The organism is Streptomyces sp. CRCS-T-1 (assembly GCF_024442335.1).
Taxonomy (GTDB): domain Bacteria; phylum Actinomycetota; class Actinomycetes; order Streptomycetales; family Streptomycetaceae; genus Streptomyces; species Streptomyces koelreuteriae.
Genome location: NZ_CP101651.1, coordinates 6,715,877 through 6,730,313 on the forward strand (window position 1 = coordinate 6,715,877; position 14,437 = coordinate 6,730,313).

At 70.9% G+C, this 14,437-nt stretch carries 11 protein-coding genes; 10 read left to right on the top strand and 1 reads right to left on the bottom strand.

Annotated features, from left to right (window positions below):
* Positions 1–25: 25 nt before the first annotated feature.
* Positions 26–1,828 carry a glycoside hydrolase family 15 protein gene (locus NNW99_RS30430; RefSeq protein ID WP_215124513.1) on the bottom strand — a complete coding sequence of 601 codons (1,803 nt, stop codon included), beginning with the start codon at positions 1,826–1,828 and terminating at the stop codon, positions 26–28.
* 522 nt (positions 1,829–2,350) lie between these two features.
* On the opposite strand from NNW99_RS30430, the gene NNW99_RS30435 reads away from it, so the two are divergent.
* The 10 genes from NNW99_RS30435 to NNW99_RS30480 all read left to right on the top strand — a co-directional run bounded on the left by NNW99_RS30435 (position 2,351) and on the right by NNW99_RS30480 (position 14,436).
* On the top strand, positions 2,351–4,009 hold the full coding sequence (locus NNW99_RS30435) for a CTP synthase (RefSeq protein ID WP_215124514.1): 1,659 nt from the start codon (positions 2,351–2,353) through the stop codon (positions 4,007–4,009).
* A gap of 96 nt (positions 4,010–4,105) precedes the next feature.
* Positions 4,106–4,732: an NUDIX hydrolase gene (locus tag NNW99_RS30440; protein WP_215122368.1), complete on the top strand. Its 627-nt coding sequence runs from the start codon at positions 4,106–4,108 to the stop codon at positions 4,730–4,732.
* Positions 4,733–5,023: 291 nt separating this feature from the next.
* Positions 5,024–7,060: a tetratricopeptide repeat protein gene (locus NNW99_RS30445; protein ID WP_215122369.1), complete on the top strand. Its 2,037-nt coding sequence runs from the start codon at positions 5,024–5,026 to the stop codon at positions 7,058–7,060.
* A gap of 135 nt (positions 7,061–7,195) precedes the next feature.
* Entirely contained in the window at positions 7,196–8,320 is a 1,125-nt protein-coding gene (gene ald, locus NNW99_RS30450; RefSeq protein WP_215122370.1) for an alanine dehydrogenase, read from the top strand.
* Between the two features lie 412 nt (positions 8,321–8,732).
* Complete coding sequence (locus NNW99_RS30455; RefSeq protein ID WP_215122371.1) at positions 8,733–9,860, top strand: ParA family protein; 1,128 nt, start codon at positions 8,733–8,735, stop codon at positions 9,858–9,860.
* Entirely contained in the window at positions 9,845–10,426 is a 582-nt protein-coding gene (locus NNW99_RS30460) for a hypothetical protein (RefSeq protein WP_215122372.1), read from the top strand. The genes NNW99_RS30455 and NNW99_RS30460 overlap by 16 nt, the downstream gene beginning before the upstream one ends.
* Positions 10,427–10,444: 18 nt before the next feature.
* On the top strand, positions 10,445–11,527 hold the full coding sequence (locus tag NNW99_RS30465) for a ScpA family protein (RefSeq protein WP_215122373.1): 1,083 nt from the start codon (positions 10,445–10,447) through the stop codon (positions 11,525–11,527).
* Positions 11,524–12,210 carry an SMC-Scp complex subunit ScpB gene (gene scpB / locus NNW99_RS30470; protein ID WP_215122374.1) on the top strand — a complete coding sequence of 229 codons (687 nt, stop codon included), beginning with the start codon at positions 11,524–11,526 and terminating at the stop codon, positions 12,208–12,210. The genes NNW99_RS30465 and scpB overlap by 4 nt, the downstream gene beginning before the upstream one ends.
* Positions 12,210–13,328 carry a pseudouridine synthase gene (locus NNW99_RS30475; protein WP_215122375.1) on the top strand — a complete coding sequence of 373 codons (1,119 nt, stop codon included), beginning with the start codon at positions 12,210–12,212 and terminating at the stop codon, positions 13,326–13,328. The genes scpB and NNW99_RS30475 overlap by 1 nt, the downstream gene beginning before the upstream one ends.
* 88 nt (positions 13,329–13,416) lie before the next feature.
* Entirely contained in the window at positions 13,417–14,436 is a 1,020-nt protein-coding gene (locus NNW99_RS30480) for an ADP-ribosylglycohydrolase family protein (protein WP_215122376.1), read from the top strand.
* Position 14,437 lies beyond the last annotated feature (1 nt).

The window sequence follows — 14,437 nt, forward strand, 5'->3', positions numbered from 1 at the left end:
CGCGCCCCTCCGCTGTCCGGCCGGGTCAGCCGCCGTAGGCGCCCGAGGCCGTCAGACGCAGTGCCGTGTCGATCAGCGGCACATGGCTGAACGCCTGCGGGAAGTTGCCCACCTGGCGCTGGAGGTGCGGGTCCCACTCCTCGGCCAGCAGACCGAGGTCGTTGCGCAGGGCCAGAAGCTTCTCGAACAGCTTGCGGGCCTCGTCGACGCGGCCGATCATCGCCAGGTCGTCGGCCATCCAGAACGAGCAGGCGAGGAACGCGCCCTCGTCGCCGGGCAGACCGTCGACGCCCGCGTTGTCGCCCTCCGTCGGGTAGCGCAGGATGAAGCCGTCCGGCGTGGACAGCTCCCGCTGGATCGCCTCGATGGTGCCGATGACGCGCTTGTCGTCCGGCGGCAGGAAGCCCATCTGCGGGATCAGCAGCAGCGAGGCGTCCAGCTCCTTCGAGCCGTACGACTGCGTGAAGGTGTTGCGCTCCTTGTCGTACCCCTTCTCGCACACGTCCCGGTGGATGTCGTCGCGCAGTTCCCGCCACCGCTCCAGCGGGCCGTCGGCGTCGCCGGACTCGATCAGCTTGATCGTGCGGTCGACGGCGACCCAGGCCATCACCTTGGAGTGCACGAAGTGGCGGCGCGGGCCGCGCACCTCCCAGATGCCCTCGTCCGGCTCCTGCCAGTGGTCCTCCAGGTAGCGGATCAGCTTCAGCTGGAGCAGCGAGGCGTAGTCGTTGCGCGCGAGGCCCGTCATATGGGCCAGGTGCAGGGCCTCGGTGACCTCGCCGTACACATCCAGCTGGAGCTGGTGGGCCGCGCCGTTGCCGACCCGGACCGGGGCGGAGTTCTCGTAGCCCGGCAGCCAGTCCAGCTCGGCCTCGCCCAGCTCGCGCTCGCCGGCGATGCCGTACATGATCTGCAGGTTCTCCGGGTCGCCCGCGACCGCCCGCAGCAGCCACTCGCGCCAGGCGCGGGCCTCCTCGCGGTAGCCGGTGCGCAGCAGCGAGGACAGGGTGATCGCCGCGTCGCGCAGCCAGGTGTAGCGGTAGTCCCAGTTGCGGACGCCGCCGATGTCCTCCGGCAGGGAGGTGGTGGGCGCGGCGACGATGCCGCCGGTCGGGGCGTACGTCAGGGCCTTCAGCGTGATCAGCGAGCGGATCACGGCCTCGCGGTAGGGGCCGTGGTACGTACAGTGGTCGACCCACTCGCGCCAGAAGTCCTCCGTCGCCTCCAGCGACTGCTCCGGCTCGGGCAGCGGCGGCGGCTCCTTGTGCGAGGGCTGCCAGGAGATCGTGAACGCGATCCGGTCACCGGGAGCGACCGTGAAGTCCGCGTACGTCGTCAGCGACTTGCCGTAGGTCTCGGCGGATGTGTCGAACCACACGGAGTCGGGGCCCGCCACGGCCACCGTGCGCCCGTCGTGCTTGTGCACCCACGGCACCACCCGGCCGTAGGAGAAACGCATCCGGAGCTCCGAGCGCATCGGCACCCGGCCCGAGACGCCCTCCACGATCCGGATCAGCTGCGGGGCGCCGTCACGCGGCGGCATGAAGTCGGTCACCCGGACCGTGCCCCGCTGGGTGTCCCACTCGGACTCCAGCACCAGCGAGTCACCGCGGTAGCTGCGCCGGGCGGCGGTGGGTGGCTGCTGGTCGGAGGCGTACGCGGGGCCGAGCCGCCAGAAGCCGTGCTCCTCGGTGCCCAGCAGGCCGGCGAAGATGGCGTGCGAGTCGAAGCGGGGCAGGCACAGCCAGTCGACCGTCCCGTCCCGGCAGACCAGGGCAGCGGTCTGCATGTCTCCGATGAGTGCGTAGTCTTCGATGCGCCCGGCCACGTGCAACTCCAGTCGAACGGCCACGTCACCCCACGAGGGGGCTGTCGCTAGTGCGGTCAAGGGGGGTTTCAGCAGGTCTTGCAATGCGTCGTTGAGCTGTGAAGCAAAACAGGTCACTCAGCCGTGACGCAAAGCGCCAATTCTTGCTCAACGAACTGACGAGCTCACGTTGTTCCGGCGCTCACGGGCGGTGGGTGGTGCCGTTCGGGCCGGGCGGGCTCGGCAGCGAGTGTCCGAGCAGGATACGACGCACGCAGATGATCTGTGTGCCGCTCCGGACAAGGCGGGTACGCCGAACGAGTGAGCAACGGGTGAGAGACCGGTAACGGTGATCGCCTCCGTGTCGGTGTGTGTGCGGAGCGTGGCCGGAAGCCATCGCCCCGAGGCGCTGATACGCTGGTAGCCCGTGGACCGGTGGGCCCGTAAACCCCCGAACCGCAGCGACGGCGACCCCCGGAGAAGCCTCCGGCAGTCAGCCGCACCGCACCCCCAGACCGCGACCACGGGAGCCCCGTCTTGGCCATGCCGCCCGCCGCTTTTCGTAATTCGACGACCAAGCACATCTTCGTCACCGGGGGTGTCGCCTCCTCGCTCGGCAAGGGCCTGACGGCCTCCAGCCTCGGCATGCTGCTCAAGGCCCGCGGTCTGCGCGTCGTGATGCAGAAGCTCGACCCGTACCTGAACGTGGACCCGGGCACGATGAACCCCTTCCAGCACGGTGAGGTGTTCGTCACCAACGACGGCGCCGAGACCGACCTGGACATCGGCCACTACGAGCGCTTCCTCGACCGCGACCTCGACGGTTCCGCCAACGTCACCACCGGTCAGGTGTACAACACCGTGATCGCCAAGGAGCGGCGCGGCGAGTACCTGGGTGACACCGTGCAGGTCATCCCGCACATCACCAACGAGATCAAGCACCGCATCCGCCGCATGGCGACGGACGAGGTCGACGTCGTGATCACCGAGGTCGGCGGCACGGTCGGCGACATCGAGTCGCTGCCGTTCCTGGAGACCGTCCGCCAGGTCCGGCACGAGGTCGGCCGCGACAACGTCTTCGTCGTCCATATCTCGCTCCTGCCCTACATCGGCCCCTCGGGTGAGTTGAAGACGAAGCCCACCCAGCACTCGGTTGCGGCCCTGCGCAACATCGGTATCCAGCCGGACGCGATCGTGCTGCGCTGCGACCGCGAGGTGCCCACCGCGATCAAGCGGAAGATCTCGCTGATGTGCGACGTCGACGAGGCCGCCGTCGTCGCCTGCCCCGACGCCCGCTCGATCTACGACATCCCGAAGACCGTGCACGGCGAGGGCCTGGACGCCTACGTCGTCCGCAAGCTGGACCTGCCGTTCCGGGACGTCGACTGGACCACCTGGGACGACCTGCTCGACCGCGTCCACAACCCCGACCACGAGATCACCCTCGCCCTGGTCGGCAAGTACATCGACCTGCCCGACGCCTATCTGTCGGTCACCGAGGCGCTGCGCGCCGGCGGCTTCGCCAACCGGGCCCGCGTGAAGATCAAGTGGGTCACCTCCGACGACTGCAAGACCCCGGCGGGCGCGGCCCAGCAGCTCGGCGACGTCGACGGCGTCTGCATCCCCGGCGGCTTCGGCGACCGGGGTGTGCTCGGCAAGGTCGGCGCGATCAAGTACGCCCGCGAGAACAAGATCCCGCTGCTCGGCCTCTGTCTCGGCCTGCAGTGCATCGTGATCGAGGCCGCGCGCAACCTGGTCGACATCCAGGACGCCAACTCCACCGAGTTCGACCCCGCCACCGGCCACCCCGTCATCTCCACCATGGCCGAGCAGCTCGACATCGTCGCCGGTGACGGCGACATGGGCGGCACCATGCGGCTGGGCATGTACCCGGCCAAGCTGGCCGAGGGCTCGATCGTGCGCGAGGTGTACGACGGCAAGGAGTACGTCGAGGAGCGGCACCGTCACCGGTACGAGGTGAACAACTCCTACCGGGCCGAGCTGGAGAAGAAGGCGGGCATCCAGTTCTCCGGCACCTCCCCGGACGGCAAGCTCGTCGAGTACGTCGAGTACCCGCGCGACGTCCACCCGTACCTGGTCGCCACCCAGGCACACCCGGAGCTGCGCTCGCGCCCGACGCGTCCGCATCCGCTGTTCGCCGGGCTCGTCAAGGCCTCGGTCGAGCGGAAGACTTCGAAGTAACACACCAGTTGTACGGTGGCCGGGGTGCATCCCTTCAAAGGGCGTGCACCCCGGTTTCATTTCCGCAGGTCGGGTCGGGTACGTGGAAGGACAGGCATGACGATCAAGGACACCCCGGAGGAGTGGGAGGTCCGGGCGACGGACACCCCCTTCGTCGGCAACAAGACCTCCGTCCGTACCGACGACGTGGTCATGCCCGACGGCACCGTGGTCGGCCGTGACTACCAGGTCCACCCCGGCTCCGTGGCCGTCCTCGCCCTCGACGAGGCCGACCGCGTCCTGGTCCTGCGCCAGTACCGCCACCCCGTGCGCCACAAGCTGTGGGAGATCCCGGCCGGTCTGCTCGACGTCCCCGGCGAGAACCCGCTGCACGCCGCGCAGCGCGAGCTGTACGAGGAGGCGCACGTCAAGGCCGAGGACTGGCGGGTGCTGACCGACGTCTACACCACCCCCGGCGGCTGCGACGAGGCCGTACGGATCTTCCTTGCCCGCGATCTGTCCGAGGCCGAGGGCGAGCGCTTCGCGGTCGAGGAGGAAGAGGCCGACATGGAACTCGACCGGGTCCCGGTCGAGGACCTCGTGCGGGGCGTACTCGCCGGCGAACTCCACAACAACTGCCTCGTGGTGGGCGTCCTGTCCCTGGTCGCCGCCCGCGCGGGTGACGGCCTGGACGCGCTGCGCCCGGCCCAGGCGCCGTGGCCGGCGCGGCCGTTCGAGGTGTGAGCGGACGGGGCCGGACGGGGGCGTGAGCGGAAGGTGCCGGACGGGGCGTGAGCGGACGGGGCCCGACGGGGGGCGTGAAATGGGCCTGAATTCGCCCTGGCGCCTCCGCCCTGCTCCTCCACGCCCCTCCGCGCCCCTCCAAGGTGTGAAGATCGGCTGATCCGATCGGGGGATGTGGCTGCCGTCCCCGTCGCGCTCCTCCCGGAACGTTGCAGAGCGTGAACTAGGCTCTGAGGCACGCCCGAACCGGATTCCCGGCGGGCTTGCGTGCGTGGGACGGGAGTGTGGCCCGTGACGGATCAGGTCGTGGAGACAGGCGACGTGCGGCTGACCGGACACGCTGCCGGCGAGAGTCAGTTCCTGGGCCGCACACGGGAGTTGAAGGAGCTGCGCGCCGACATCGAGCGGGCGGGCCTGGACACCCTCGCCGGCCGCAAACCCCCACGCGCGCGGGTGCTGCTCATCGCCGGCCGGCCCGGCTCGGGTCGCACCGCACTCGCCGAGGAACTCGTGCACCAGGTCGCCGACCGCTACCCGGACGGGGTATTGCGCGCCCGGCTGACCGACCCGGACGGCACCCCCGTACCCGTCGAGCGCGCCGCCCGCGATCTGCTCACCGCCCTGGAGCACCAGGCACCGGCCGGGGCCTGCGGCGACGACCTGGCCGACTCCCTGCGCAGTGCCCTGGCCGACCGCCGCGCCCTGCTCCTGCTGGACGACGCGGCCGACGCCGAGCAGGTCGACGCCCTGCTGCCCGACACCCCGGACTGCCTGGTCGTGGCGGTCTCGAAGGGCCCGCTGACCGGCATCCCGGACGTCCGCCCCTGCACGCTGGGCGGCCTGGACGCCAAGTCCGGGGTGGAGCTGCTGTCCCGGCACACCGGCTCGGTCCGCATCACCGTCGACCCCCGGGCCGCCGAGGGCCTCGCCGAGGAGTGCCAGGGGCAGCCCGCCGCGCTGATGCTGGCGGGCGGCTGGCTCGCGGCCCGCCCCAAGGCGGCCGTCCTGGACCTCGCCAAGCAACTGCGCACCGACCCCGAGGGAACCGCCCTGAGCCGGGTCTTCCGCCTCGCCTACGACGCCCTGCCCGCCACCGCCGCGCGGATGCTGCGCCTGCTCGCCCTCGCCCCGGCCGGACTGGTCGACCCACAGGCCGCCTCCGCCCTCGTCGGCTGCTCGGTCGACAGTGCCCGCACCACCCTGGAGGACTTCGTCGCCCTCGGCTTCCTGCACGCGGTGGACTCGCCGCTGCCGCAGTACGAGGTCCCCGGCTGTCTGCACCCGATGCTCCGCGTCCTCGCCGGGCACCACGAGCGTCCGGCCGACCTCCAGGTGGCCCGTGCCCGGATGCTGGAGCGGACCGTACGGCTGCTCCAGGTCTGCCGAGCCATCACCGAGACCGACAGCCCCCAGGCACGCCAGAAGCTCCTCGACATGCCGCGTGCCCTGCGCTTTCCCACCCCCCGGGCGGCTGCCGACTGGCTGCGCCTGACCCGGCCCGCCCTGCTGGCCTCGGCCCGGCTCGCGGTCGGCGACGGGGAGCTGGACACCCTGGCCCGGCGGCTGATGGCCCAGCTGGTGCGGGCGATGGTGGCGCATGTCGGGACCCAGGCGGCCGCGCCCGACCTCTACGAGATCCACAGCCTGGTCCTGGAGGTGGCCGAGCGCCGTGAGCTGCCCCGCGAACGGGCCGCCGCCCTGCTCAACCTCGGCGATCTCGACGCCCGGACCGGCCGCACCGCCGACGCGCTGGTGCGCTACCGGGCCGCGCTGGACGCCGGACGCGAGGTCGACGACCCGTACGCGGCCGGACGCGCGATGGAATCCGTAGGCGGCGCGCATCTGGAGCTCGGCGACTACGACCGGGCCGCCGACTGGTTCGGCCGGGCCCTGGCCGAGCGGCTTGCCCGGGGCGAGCGTGCCGACGCCGCCCGGCTGTACGGGCGGATCGCCGCCGCCCACACCTTCGCGGGCCGCTACGGCGAGGCCCTGCGGAACTGGCGCGCGGCGATCTCCGGGCATCGCAAGCTCGGCGACGTGGCCGCCCAGGCGCGGGCGCTGAGCGAACTGGCCCGGGTCCAGGAGTACGCGGGCCGGCCCGACGAGTCGCTGCGCACCTGCCGGGAGGCCGTGGAATGGGCGCGGCGCGCCGAGGACACACGGCTGCAGGCCGCGCTGCACCTGCGGGTCGCCGACACCCTCGACCACCTCGGCGACCCCGCGTCGGCCGGGCTGCACCGGGGCGCGGCCGAGCGGCTTCTCGGAGAGGTAAACCAGGCAGATGACGCTGACGCCTGCGAAATCCGTACCGCATCCGCTGAAGATTGATGCAATGAAAGGCTAGACAGCGGGAACACCTTCATTAGACTGGCTCTGCCGCACGTTCTCTGCGGTCTCTCCCGGTGTGCCCGAGCGCGGCCGGGTATGTCTAGTAATGCCCCCATACCCTCTGAGCCAAGGACCGTGATCGACGTGAAGGTCGGCATCCCCCGCGAGGTCAAGAACAACGAGTTCCGGGTGGCCATCACCCCCGCAGGCGTCCACGAGCTGGTGCGTCATGGCCACCAGGTCGTCATCGAGCGCGGCGCCGGCGCCGGCTCCTCGATCGTCGACGAGGAGTACGTCCTCGCCGGTGCCCAGATCCTGGGCACCGCCGACGAGGTGTGGGCCGCCGCCGACCTGCTGCTGAAGGTCAAGGAGCCCATCGCCGAGGAGTACCACCGCCTCCGCAAGGACCAGACGCTCTTCACCTACCTGCACCTCGCCGCCTCCAAGGAGTGCACGGACGCCCTCCTGCAGTCCGGCACCACGGCGATCGCCTACGAGACGGTCGAGCTGCCCAGCCGCGCGCTCCCGCTGCTCGCCCCGATGTCCGAGGTCGCGGGCCGGCTGGCCCCGCAGGTCGGCGCCTACCACCTGATGCGCGCCAACGGCGGCCGGGGCGTACTGCCCGGCGGTGTCCCCGGCGTCCTGGCCGGCCGGGCCGTCGTCATCGGCGGCGGTGTCTCGGGCTGGCAGGCGGCCCAGATCGCCATCGGCATGGGCTTCCACGTGACCCTGCTCGACAAGGACGTCAACAAGCTCCGCGAGGCGGACAAGATCTTCGGCACGAAGATCCAGACCGTCGTCTCCAACACCTTCGAGCTGGAGAAGGCCTGCCTGGAGGCCGACCTCGTCATCGGCGCGGTGCTGATCCCCGGCGCCAAGGCCCCGAAGCTGGTCACCAACGAGCTCGTCTCGCGGATGAAGCCCGGAAGTGTCCTTGTCGACATCGCGATCGACCAGGGCGGCTGCTTCGAGGACTCCCGTCCGACCACGCACGCCGAGCCGACCTTCCCGGTCCACGAGTCGGTCTTCTACTGCGTCGCCAACATGCCCGGCGCGGTGCCCAACACCTCCACCTACGCGCTGACCAACGCCACGCTGCCGTACATCGTGGAGCTGGCGAACCACGGCTGGGCGCAGGCGCTGCGCCGCGACCCGGCGCTGGCCCGGGGTCTCAACACGCATGACGGCAAGGTCGTTTACCGCGAGGTCGCCGAGGCCCACGGCGTGGAGCACGTGGAGCTGGCCTCGCTGCTCGTCTGAGTCCGACGGCCGGTAAATCGGCTAAGTCATCAACCCGTAAAGGCGATACGTCAACACGGGACGTCAACGCCGCGCGCCCGGCCGGACCTTGCCCGACAAGGTCCGGCCGGATGTGTGTATGGTCACTTCGCGCTTCTCGAGCAACTCGCCTCGAACGTAACCCTTCAACCGATTCGCACACCGGTGAAACCTGCCGTGCGACGGCCGTACGCCCTTGACAGCGGGATGTTTCATTGCCGACACATCGGGCCGGGTCCGGCGGATTGTGTTGCTGCGGACGCCCGACACGCCATAGAGTCGCCAACCGTCGGCATGGTGCCACGCTGACCTGTCTAGAAGTTTCCTGGTCACCAAGGAGGTAAGACGACTTGTGAATGAGTCGACATTTACTCCCGGGGGTGGCCAGCCAGGAATGCCTGCACGGGACCAGGAGCCCGCGGGATTCGCGGCTGTCGGCTCCGTCGCTGTGCGCACCTTCGCAGCCCACCAGAGTCAGCAGGCGACTCACACAGCACACCAGAAGATGGATGGCCATCACGTGAACGCCATGGCCGGCGGCGGAAGTGGCGCGCCCCACAACCAACTCGCCGACTACGACGAACTGCCCGAGGGGCACTTCTACGACCCCGACGCGGAGTACGAGCCCGACCCCGAGTACGCGGCCACTCTCGCGCCCGACGCGGCCAGACAGCGCCGGGAGCGCATCGGTCCGACGGGGCGTCCGCTGCCGTACTTCCCGATCCCGGGCCCGCTGGGCGACCACGGTCCCGCGAAGATCATCGCGATGTGCAACCAGAAGGGCGGCGTCGGCAAGACGACGTCGACCATCAACCTGGGTGCCGCGCTCGCGGAGTACGGACGCCGGGTCCTGCTCGTGGACTTCGACCCGCAGGGCGCGCTGTCGGTCGGTCTCGGCGTCAACCCGATGGAACTCGACCTCACCGTCTACAACCTGCTCATGGAGCGGGGCATGGCGGCCGACGAGGTGCTGCTGAAGACGGCGGTCCCCAACATGGACCTGCTGCCCAGCAACATCGACCTGTCGGCGGCCGAGGTCCAGCTCGTCTCCGAGGTCGCCCGCGAGTCGACACTGCAGCGCGCCCTGAAGCCGCTGCTGCCCGACTACGACTTCATCGTCATCGACTGCCAGCCCTCGCTCGGCCTGCTCACGGTCAACGCCCTGACGGCCGCGCACAAGGTGATAGTGCCGCTGGAGTGCGAGTTCTTCGCGCTGCGCGGTGTGGCGCTGCTGACGGAGACCATCGAGAAGGTCCAGGAACGGCTCAACCCGGAGTTGGAGCTCGACGGGATCCTCGCCACGATGTACGACTCGCGCACGGTGCACAGCCGTGAGGTGCTCGCGCGTGTCGTCGAGGCCTTCGACGACCACGTCTACCACACGGTCATCGGGCGCACGGTCCGTTTCCCGGAGACCACCGTCGCCGGTGAGCCGATCACCACGTACGCCTCCAACTCCGTCGGCGCCGCCGCCTATCGCCAGCTCGCCAGGGAGGTGCTCGCCCGGTGTCACGCCGAGTGAGTCTGCCGGGGGCCGACGAACTCTTCCGTACGACAGGGGGGATGGGGCTGCAGCCGTCCTCGCCCAGGCGTCAGGCCAACGGCGACGCCCGGGTGCCCGCTCCGGCGGGTGAGGGCGACGCCGCGGCGGGCGCGGAGGACGCGCCGCAGTCGGTGCCCGCACAGGGCGGCGACGGCGAGGGCGCCGAGCATGTGGCGGCGGACGCGGAGTCGGCCGATGCCGAGTCCCGCAGCCGCTCCGCGGCCGCGGACCGCTCCGGCGCGGGGCGGCGTCAGGCGGCGCAGGAAGGTTCTGCCGCCGCTGCCGCGGGCGCGGGCCCACGCAAGCGCGGACGGGCGGCCGCACGCCGCCCCAGCGGCCGCGAGCGGCACGACGAGAAGATCACCGTGTACGTGTCCGCCGAGGAGCTCATGGACCTGGAGCACGCCCGTCTCGTGCTCCGCGGCGAGCACGGCCTGGCGGTCGACCGCGGCCGCATCGTCCGTGAGGCGGTCGCCGTGGTCCTCGCCGACCTGGAGACCCGCGGGGACGCCAGCATCCTCGTACGACGTCTGCGCGGGCGGTAACGGTAGCCTGCGGGGGCCATGACCTCGAACGCTTCCCCTCCACCCGCCGACGGCCCGACCGGCCGTCGGCGCGCGTTGGGGCGGGGGCCGGGCGCTCCGCGGGTGGAGCCGGAACCGCCTCCGCCGTCTCCTGCGGAGGCGTGGCCCGAGGTCGCGCCGCTCGAGCCGGTGGCACCGGCTGAACCGACAGCGGCGGAGGCCTCGGGGCCGGTGGCCGAGCGGGTGGAGCCCGTTGAGCCTGTGGTGCCCGTCGAGGCCGCTGCGGGGGCCGAGGCACCGGGTGATGTCGCCGACGGGGTCTTCAAGGTTCGGCTCGCCAACTTCGAGGGTCCCTTCGATCTGCTGCTGCAGTTGATCTCCCGGCACAAGCTGGACGTCACCGAGGTCGCGCTGTCGAAGGTGACCGACGAGTTCATGGCGTACATCCGGGCGCTGGGGCCGGACTGGGATCTGGACGAGACGACCGAGTTCCTCGTCGTCGCGGCCACCCTGCTCGATCTGAAGGCGGCCCGGCTGCTGCCCGCGGCCGAGGTGGAGGACGAGGGCGACCTGGCGCTGCTCGAAGCAAGGGACCTGCTCTTCGCCCGGCTGCTCCAGTACCGGGCGTACAAGCGGATCGCGGACATCTTCAGCGGGCGGCTCGACGAGGAGGCCCGGCGCTGTCCGCGAACCGTCGGGCTCGAACCGCAGCACGCCGAGCTGCTGCCCGAGGTCGTCATCAGCATCGGCGCGGAAGGGTTCGCCAAGCTCGCCGTGAAGGCGATGCAGCCGAGGCCCAAACCGCAGGTCTACGTCGACCACATCCACGCCCCGCTGGTCAGCGTGCAGGAGCAGGCCCAGCTCGTCGTGGCCCGGCTCAGGGAGCTGGGCGCGGTCAGCTTCCGGGCGCTCATCGAGGACACCGACGACACCCTCACCGTCGTGGCCCGCTTCCTCGCCCTGCTGGAGCTGTACCGCGAGAAGGCCGTGGAGCTGGAGCAGGAGGCCGCGCTGGGCGAGCTGCTCGTGCGGTGGACCGGCGGGGACGGGGACGAGACCCCGACCGTCACCGACGAGTTCGACCGGCCGCCCGAGCCGCCGAAGGAGGAGAAACCGGCGTGAGCGAAGAAATCACCGAGATCCCGGCCGGAGTGCGTACCGTCGCCGATCTCGACCTCAAGCCCGCTCTGGAGGCCGTCCTGATGGTCGTGGACGAGCCCGCGACCGAGGAACATCTCGCGAAGATCCTCGACCGGCCGCGCCGCCAGATCACGGACGCGCTGCGCGAGCTGGCCGACGAGTACACCGTCCAGGGACGCGGCTTCGAACTGCGGTTCGTCGCGAACGGCTGGCGTTTCTACACCCGCGCCGCGTACGCGCCCGCCGTCGAGCGCTTCGTGCTGGACGGCCAGCAGGCCCGTCTCACCCAGGCCGCCCTGGAGACCCTGGCCGTCGTCGCGTACCGGCAGCCGGTCAGCCGCAGCCGGGTCTCGGCCGTGCGCGGAGTCAACTGCGACGGCGTCATGCGGACCCTCCTGCAACGGGGTCTGGTCGAGGAGGCGGGCACGGAACCCGAAACAGGTGCGATCCTGTACACGACGACGAACTACTTCCTGGAGCGGATGGGCCTGCGCGGTCTGGACGAGCTCCCGGAGCTCGCGCCCTTCCTCCCGGAGGCGGAGGCGATCGAGGCCGAGACCCAGGAGGGCGTACCGTCGTTCGACCCGGACGCACCCGATGACGACGTGCCGGGCCGCCCGGTCACCCCGGGTACCGACGACGAAGACGACCAGACGGAAATTTGATGCGAAGCAGCAGCGGCAGGAACAGCAGCGGAAACAACGGCGGGAGCCGTGGTGGCAACAGCGGCGGCCGCGGCGGGAGTGGTGGTGGTCGCGGCAACTTCCGCGGCGCCGGCAACAACCGCGACGACAAGCAGGGCAGCGGCCGTCCGAAGAAGCCGCGCCCGGAGGAGCGCCGCTACGACGTGGGCCCCGGGGCGACGAAGGACGGCCCCAAAGCCGGACGTGGTGGTGCCGCCCGCGGCGGCGCCAAGGGCGGTCCCAAGCAGCCTCAGCAGCGTGGGCGTACGGCTCCGGCCCGCGCTCGCGAGTACGAGGCGCAGATCGAGGAGCGCAACCGCGACCGGTACGCCGGGAAGAAGGACGTCAAGATCCCCAAGACCTTCCCGGGCGCCGAGCAGGAGGGCGAGCGGCTGCAGAAGGTCCTCGCGCGCGCGGGCTTCGGCTCCCGGCGCGCCTGCGAGGAGCTGATCGAGGAGGCCCGGGTCGAGATCAACGGCGAGATCGTCCTGGAGCAGGGTCGGCGCGTCGACCCGGAGAAGGACGAGATCAAGGTCGACGGGCTGACCGTCGCCACCCAGCGCTTCCAGTTCTTCTCGCTGAACAAGCCCGCCGGTGTCGTGTCGACGATGGAGGACCCGGAGGGTCGGCAGTGCCTCGGTGACTACGTCACCAACCGCGAGACCCGCCTCTTCCACGTCGGCCGGCTCGACACCGAGACCGAGGGCGTCATCCTGCTCACCAACCACGGCGAGCTGGCCCACCGGCTGACCCACCCGAAGTACGGCGTGAAGAAGACCTACCTCGCGCACATCGTCGGCCCCATCCCGCGCGACCTGGGCAAGCAGCTCAAGGACGGCATCCAGCTGGAGGACGGCTACGCCCGCGCGGACCATTTCCGGGTCGTCCAGCAGACCGGCAAGAACTACCTCGTCGAGGTCACCCTCCACGAGGGCCGCAAGCACATCGTGCGCCGGATGCTCGCGGAGGCGGGTTTCCCCGTCGACAAGCTGGTGCGGGTCTCCTTCGGGCCGATCACCCTGGGCGACCAGAAGTCGGGCTGGCTGCGGCGGTTGTCCAACACCGAGGTGGGGATGCTGATGCAGGAAGTCGATCTCTAGACGCAGCGCCGACCTCGACATCCTTGAGTTCCCCGTGCCCGGTGGGCGCGGGGAACTGTTCGTGAACGGCCGGAAGGAACCACCCCGCATGACCCTCCTCGTCCACAAGCAAGCCGCCACCGGAACGCTCACCGGCCTCGCCCTGGGCGACGCGCTCGGCTATCCGACCGAGTTCAGCCCGGTGGACAGGATCGTCGCCAGATTCGGCCCCTGGCGGCAGCTGGAGCTGCCGACGCCGGCGCTCGTCACCGACGACACGCAGATGACACTGGCGCTCGGCAGGGGCGTACGCACGGCGATGGACCGGGGCGTGCTGGAGCCCGAGGGGATGGCCGAGGCCGTGCGGCAGGAGTTCATCGCCTGGAACCGCTCGCCCGAGAACAACCGCGCCCCCGGCAACACCTGCCTGCGGGCCTGCCGCCTGCTGGAACTCACGGACCGCCCCTGGCAGGAGGCCAGCCAGATCCAGTCCAAGGGCTGCGGCGCCAACATGCGCGTCGCGCCGCTGGGCGTGATCCAGGGCCTGAGCGACGAACAGCGCGCGGGCGCCGCCCAGTTGCAGTCCGCCCTCACCCACGGGCACCCCACCGCGCTCGCCGCGTCCGACCTCACCGCGCATGCCGTACGCCTGCTCGCGCAGGGTGCCGAGCCGTCCGAGCTGATCGGCCTGCTCCGCTCGTACGCCCTGGAGAACCGCAGCCACTACCACGAGCGCTGGCTCGGCGACCTGTGGAGCCGGGCCAAGGCTCCGACGCCCGAGCAGTACATCGCGCTCGGCTGGGACGAGTGTCTGGCGATCCTCGACCGGCTCCGGGACGCCGTGGGCACCGTCTCGCCCGAGGACGACCCGTGCCTGGCCACCGGCGACGGCTGGATCGCCGAGGAGGCCCTGGCGACCGGGCTGCTGTGCTTCCTGCTCTTCCCCGACGAGCCGGTCACCGCCCTGCGGCGCGCCGCCTGCACGGCCGGCGACTCGGACTCGATCGCCTGCCTGGCGGGCGCCTTCGCCGGCGCGCATCTGGGCGCGGAGGTCTGGCCGGCCGAGTGGGCCGACCGCATCGAGTACCGGAGCGACCTGCTCACGCTCGGGGCGCTGTGGGACGCGTGAC